Origin of the sequence: Streptococcus sp. HMSC071H03, assembly GCF_001813035.1 — a bacterium.
GTDB lineage: Bacteria > Bacillota > Bacilli > Lactobacillales > Streptococcaceae > Streptococcus > Streptococcus anginosus.
Window position 1 is genome coordinate 1 of sequence record NZ_KV811160.1, and the last position, 6470, is coordinate 6470.

At 39.3% G+C, this 6470-nt stretch carries 3 protein-coding genes; all 3 read right to left on the reverse strand.

The genetic code is table 11. The features are described from left to right. The coding region (locus HMPREF2887_RS04385; protein WP_148131492.1) for a Spy0128 family protein at nucleotides 1-3838 on the reverse strand (3838 nt) is incomplete at its 3' end. 372 nt (nucleotides 3839-4210) lie between these two features. Continuing rightward, a complete protein-coding gene (tsf, locus tag HMPREF2887_RS04390; RefSeq protein WP_003026508.1) occupies nucleotides 4211-5254 on the reverse strand; it encodes a translation elongation factor Ts in 1044 nt (347 codons plus the stop codon). Nucleotides 5255-5336: 82 nt separating this feature from the next. Further along, nucleotides 5337-6119 (reverse strand): 30S ribosomal protein S2, encoded by a 783-nt coding sequence (gene rpsB / locus HMPREF2887_RS04395; RefSeq protein ID WP_003026510.1) that lies wholly within the window; start codon nucleotides 6117-6119, stop codon nucleotides 5337-5339. Between the last annotated feature and the right edge of the window lie 351 nt (nucleotides 6120-6470).

Sequence of the window (6470 nt, forward strand, 5' to 3'; positions counted from 1 at the left end):
TGACTTCTACTTCTCGAACAGTCTTATCATAAGTGATTCCTGCTTCAGATCCAGCAACTTCTGAGATGGTATACTTGTGAGTTCCCACTTGGCTCTCATCATATGAGATTGGTGAGAAGGTCACTGTTCCATCTGCAGCGTTGGTTACTGTTTCGACAACAGTTCCATCTGCTTTCTTCAAGACAAAGCTGTATTTACCTGCTTCAAGAGTTTTACCTTCAAGAACTTTCTTAGCTCCGAGAGTAATGGATGTGTCACCTGCTGGGGTGTATTTGTTTGTAAATACAAGATCTTTTGCTTCTTTTGAGGCAGTTGCTTTCAATTCAGTTGCGCTTACTTTTTCAACCGTTACTTCAACTTCTTGAACGGTCTTATCGTAAGTGATTCCTGTTTCAGATCCAGCAACTTCTGAGATAGTGTACTTGTGAGTTCCTACTTGGCTCTCATTATATGAGATTGGTGAGAAGGTCACTGTTCCATCTGCAGCGTTGGTTACTGTTTCGACAACAGTTCCGTCTGCTTTCTTCAAGACAAAGCTGTATTTACCTGCTTCAAGAGTTTTACCTTCAAGAACTTTTTTCGCACCAAGAGTAACGGATGTGTCACCTGCTGGGGTGTAGACATTATTGAAGGTTGTGCTATTAGCTGTACCATCACTGCTGTATTCAACAGCCGCATGCAATTTACCTTGACCATCATCGGTTACAGTTACTTTAGCTGTGACGGTCTTAGCATCGTAGGTGATACCATTCTCCGTTGTGCCAGCTTTTACTTCCTTGATGGTGTAAGTGTAAGTACCTGCTTCATCAAATGTCAACTCTGAGAATTTAACTTTTCCGTCAGCACCATTCTTCGCTTTTTCAACGTTACCAACTTGGTCTGTCAATGTAAATTCGAACATGTTAGCTTCGAGATTGCGATTACTTAGTTTCTTATCTACTTCAAGAACAGCTTTGGCATTTTCAGCCTTATAGGTGTTTTCGAAAGTGCTGTCGTTATTGTCATAGGTAACAGTTGCTTCAAGCGCTCCCTTACCGTTGTCAACAACTTTGATCGTTACTTCGATAGTCTTGTTAGAATAAGTGATTCCTTTATCAGTTGTCCCAGCATTCTTTTCAACGATGGTGTAATGATAAGTGTCAGCTTTATTGAATTCTAAATCTTCAAACTTAATGTTTCCAGTTGCATCATTTGTTGTTGTTTGAATTGGATCTGTACCATTTTTCTCAAACAAGGCAAATTCGAATTCCCCACCTTGAAGCTGAATTGGCTTATCAGTGTTCTTGTTGATGAATGATTTCGTCGCAGCAACAGGCACTTTGACCTTGGTAGCTTTGTACGTATTTGTGAATGTTTGAATTCCGGCATCTGTAATGGTGTTGATGGCACCAGAGATTGGTGGTACAAGATTAGAACCAGGTGCTGAAGTTGAAAAATCAGCTGCTGGAAGTGCTACTTGAGAAATTTCGAATTTCTCAACCCAAGCAACCAGTTGACCTCTTCCATTATCATAGACGTGTACAATTACAGGAACTGTTCTATTATCATAGGTGATACCATTTTCAGTTTCACCTGCTTTTGCTTCCACAATGGTGTACTGATAATGTCCTTCTTTTGTAAATTTAATAGGATTGAAGACTACGCGACCAGTTCCATCAGCATTAGTACCTTTATTCTTGATTCTTTGAACTTCTTTTCCATCATTATCTTTCAAGATAAATTCAAATTCTTCGTCTTGAAGCTCTGTTGGACGACCTTCCAATTTTTTCTTAGCTTCAATTACAGCCTCAGCTGGTGAAGCGCTATAGGTATTTTTGATAGTAAGAGGGTCTATTTGGCTAGGAGTATAACCATCCACTTTAGTGATCAGTTCACCTTTGTCATCAACTTCTTTCACGCTATAGGTGTACTTCTTAGCGTTTTGATCTGTAGCCGGAAGACCTGTCCATTTAACCGTACCATCTGTTGTAGGAACTTTTTTAAGTTCAGCATTAGGTGCTGCTTCTTCAGTTCCACCTTCTAGTGTGCGGTAAAGTTTGAAGTAGGTAGTTGGACGAACACGTTCCTGACCGCCAACCCAGACTTTCTTAGCCGTCACGTTTGTTTTTGGAACTTCATAAGTATTGGTTACTTGAGTCTTGTCTGCATTGTAAGATACGACATAGTTATTCTCTCCAACTTTGACTTTCTCTCCTTCTTGCAAAGGAAGGTCTGTCTGGTCTTGAAGTTCGCGAACAGAATAAACTAATTCTGTTGTTCCATCGACATCGTACTTAGGTAGTTGATTTTTCCACTCGTAAGTATAAACACCATTGGACTCAGTTACTTCAGGAGTATAGTTCCCTGAGACAGGTTTTGAATCTGCAACAGTTTGTCCTTTCTTATGGACATACAAGCCAAGTTTGACTTCTTTGTAGTCAGTTTTCTTTCCACCTACCCAAGTCTTAGTGGCTTCAAAGTCAACTGTCACACGTTTATTAGAGATGTTGAGGGGAACACCTTTTCCACCTTTCATCTCCACTTCAAATTCTTGACTATTTACCTGATAGCCTGATTTCGGAGTCTTTTCTTTAACAATATACTTACCATCATTAAGATGATTTGAAACGGCAATCCCGTCCGCATCAGTTGTTACTTCCTGAACTTTAACCCCGTCACTTTTTCGTATGATTTCAAAGACAACGCCTGCCAACTTAACAGCCGCATCAGCTTTGTCGAATTTTGTGATTTTAATTTTACCAGCAATATCAGCTGTGACTGATGCACCAACAGATTTAACCGTCTTTAAATTAAACGTTGCTTCTGTTTTAGTTCCGGTACTACCTCCGTATTTTTCCCAAATAAGTTGTGGTTGGTTATCAATCAGGTACTGCGCTGAGTTACTTATCGTTGAAGTATCTGCTGGTGATGACGTATCATACGTTAAGAAAAAGCTCTTTGTTCCCATATTGGTCGGCATGAGCAACTCAAATCCTCGTTTCCCATTGACAAAGGTCAACAAAGCCTTTTTATCTGAGTCAGCCTTGTATACCTTCGGATCGGTTGTGATTTCGTATTTATCACCTATATGTTTAAGAGCAGACGAATTCGTATTCGTCGTCTCAAATTCCACTTCATGCATAGAGAAAGTACCTTCTATGTAGCTAGCGAAGGCTTCCTTTGAGACGTCATCTGTAATCTTCACCACATGTCCAGTCATATCTTTCTTAGCGCGATTAATTTTCATTTGAAAATGTGCTATCGCCTTATTGTTATCGTTATAACCGTACTTTGTAATAGTTTCTCCAATCACGTCAGTCTTTTCATATTTATTCACTTTATACGTGATGGTCTGTTTTTTACCATCTGGTAAAACATAGGTAACCGTTTTTCCCTCTTTTTTGAGCGTTTCAGTTGCTTCTGCAACAAAGTTCCCACGGATATTTTGCTTGCCCTCCACCTTTTCGTTGAAAGTAAATACCAGCTGATGGTTAGCATTATTCACCTGGACAGTCCCCATTTGGGTATGTGATGTCGAATCAATCAAATCCAGACTACCATCTTTCAAACTCAAGTTATCTGGAGCCTTTACGATAAAGTAATCACCATTCTTGATTTCATTAGCTGCCACATTGGGAAATGAGAATTCACCTGAATATTTCAAGTTCATCGAAGTATCATTTGAACCATGAATTCCTTCAGTCTCGCTTCCTGTGGATGCTATAGTAATCTTCAAGTTGTCTATTTTGACTTTACTCGTAACATCAGCAGCAGAAACCCGCTGGACGTTCCAAAATCCTAAAACAGTAAAAATCGTTAGTAAAGATAAAAAGAAGCCTATCCATCTCTTTGCCTTCATTACAAATTTCTCCTTCTTCTAATTTTTTTATAAGCTTAGAGCATAAATATCAATATTATACTACAATTACTATTATACCTCAAATAAATAGAAAGTCCATATATTCGTAAGTGTTTTTTTGACACAATGTAAACTTCAGTTTTCTAAAATAGGTTCCCTAATCCCAGAACTCTTAGTATTTTATTAAAACGAAAGGCTCTGGACAATGAGGAATCTATCACATATTCCAAATTTAGAAAAAGCCTCATACGAATCACCATTAAAAGCAACAAAGCTTTGGAAAGATTCATATGAGACTTCTTATAAATACCACAAAACAGGGAAAAGCAGGAATCCTATCTCATGTTATTTTATATGTTTGTTTTTTTATTCTTAGTTTTGTCCAAGTGCAGCAGCCATAGTTGCAGCTACTTCTGATTCAAAATCGTTGGCAGCTTTTTCAATACCGTCACCTACTTCAAAACGAGTGAAGCTTGCAATTGTCACACCTTGACTTTCAAGGAATGCTTCAACAGTCTTGCTGTCGTCCATGATATAGACCTGCGCAAGTAATGTGTAAGCTTGGTCAACTTTTGTATTGTCCAGCATGAAGCGATCCATTTTACCAGGAATAATTTTATCCCAGATTTTTTCTGGTTTACCTTCAGCTGCAAGACCAGCTTTGATGTCTTCTTCAGCTTGTGCAATCACTTCATCCGTCAATTGAAGTTTAGAACCAAATTTGTAGTGTGGAAGCGCTGGTTTACCAACCATTGCACGACTTTCGTTGTCTTGATCAATTTTGTGGTTCATTTGAGCCAATTCATCATGGATAAATTCTTCACTCAATTCTTTGTATGAAAGAACAGAAGGTTTCATAGCGGCAACGTGCATTGCCACGTGTTTTGCAAGATCTTCGTCACTGCCTGAAAGAACTGTGATAACACCGATACGTCCACCATTGTGTTGGTAAGCTCCAAATACTTGATCATCGGCTTTTTCAACAACTGCAAAACGACGGAATGAGATTTTTTCTCCGATTGTAGCAGTTGCACTAACATAAGCAGCTTCAAGTGTTTCACCTGAAGGCATTGTCAAAGCAAGAGCTTCTTCGTTGTTAGCTGGTTTGCCTTCTGCGATTACTTTAGCTGTTTCGTTTACCAATTCAACGAATTGAGCATTTTTTGCTACAAAGTCTGTTTCTGAGTTCACTTCAACGATAGCGGCAACATTGCCGTTTACATAGACACCAGTCAATCCTTCAGCAGCAACACGGTCTGCTTTTTTAGCAGCTTTTGCCATACCTTTTTCACGAAGCAATTCAATTGCTTTTTCGATATCGCCATCTACTTCTACAAGTGCTTTTTTAGCGTCCATGACACCAGCACCAGATTTTTCACGCAATTCTTTTACAAGCTTAGCTGTAATTTCTGCCATTTTGATCCTCCAATTAAGATATTACGGTTTTATTTAATAAAAAGGGGAGGGCTAGGCCCCGCCCCATAAGTTCGTTACTTGATTATTCGTTTGAGCCTTCGACAACTTCAACGATTTCTTCGATAGAATCTGCTTGTGAATCAGTTGCAGCTAATTCTGCTTCTACTGATTCAACGTTATCTTCACCTTGACGGCCTTCGATAATTGCATCAGCCATTTTCGCAGTGATTAACTTAACAGCACGAATAGCATCGTCGTTAGCTGGAATGATGACATCAATGTCATCTGGATCTGTATTTGTATCCACCATCGCTACAACTGGAATACCTAATTTCTTAGCTTCTTTAACAGCGATTTGTTCTTTATGTGGATCCACAACATACATCACATCTGGAATACGTGGCATTTCTTCGATACCACCCAAGAATTTTTCAAGACGAGCGCGTTGTTTGTTAAGAAGAGCGACTTCTTTTTTAGGAAGAACATCAAAAATTCCGTCTTCTTCCATACGTTTGATTTCTTTCAAACGAGCAACACGTTTTTGAATCGTTTCCCAGTTTGTAAGTGTTCCACCCAACCAACGGTGGTTGATGTAGTATTGACCAGCACGTTCTGCTTCTTCTTTTACAGCATCAGCAGCTTGTTTTTTCGTACCAACAAACAAGATAACTGCATCGTTAGCAGCCGCATCACGCATAAAGTCGTATGCTTGATCTGCAAATTTTACAGTTTGTTGCAAGTCGATAACGTGGATACCGTTACGTTCTGTGAAGATATACTTCGCCATCTTAGGGTTCCAGCGACGAGTTTGGTGACCAAAGTGTACACCAGCCTCAAGAAGTTGTTTCATTGAAATTACTGCCATGAGTAATGTCTCCTTTTTTGTTTTTTCCTCTCCCAGATTTCAACTCGCAAAACCACCCGTAGGCAACGGCTTCACAATTCATCTGAAATGAGTATTTGCCGATTACACGACATTTATTATCATATCAAAATTTCTTCCATTTTACAAGAGGGTTTCTGCTTTTTCATGCCAAATGCACGAAGAGAATCATTCGAAATTTATAACCTTTTAAAAGGGAAAGTCCTGACTTATCTTAATCACTATAATCTTTTAAGTAGGCTCTTAATTCTCGAATCATGGCTTGGCGGCCTTTGAACCGTTCGTCGGCTAGTAAGCGCTCGTACTGCTCCTGTTTCTCTGGGCTCAGTTGAG

Bases quoted from the DNA above. Each gene is read 5' to 3' on its own strand.
- tsf (WP_003026508.1), bottom strand. From the start codon at position 5,254: ATGGCAGAAATTACAGCTAAGCTTGTAAAAGAATTGCGTGAAAAATCT.
- rpsB (WP_003026510.1), bottom strand. From the start codon at position 6,119: ATGGCAGTAATTTCAATGAAACAACTTCTTGAGGCTGGTGTACACTTT.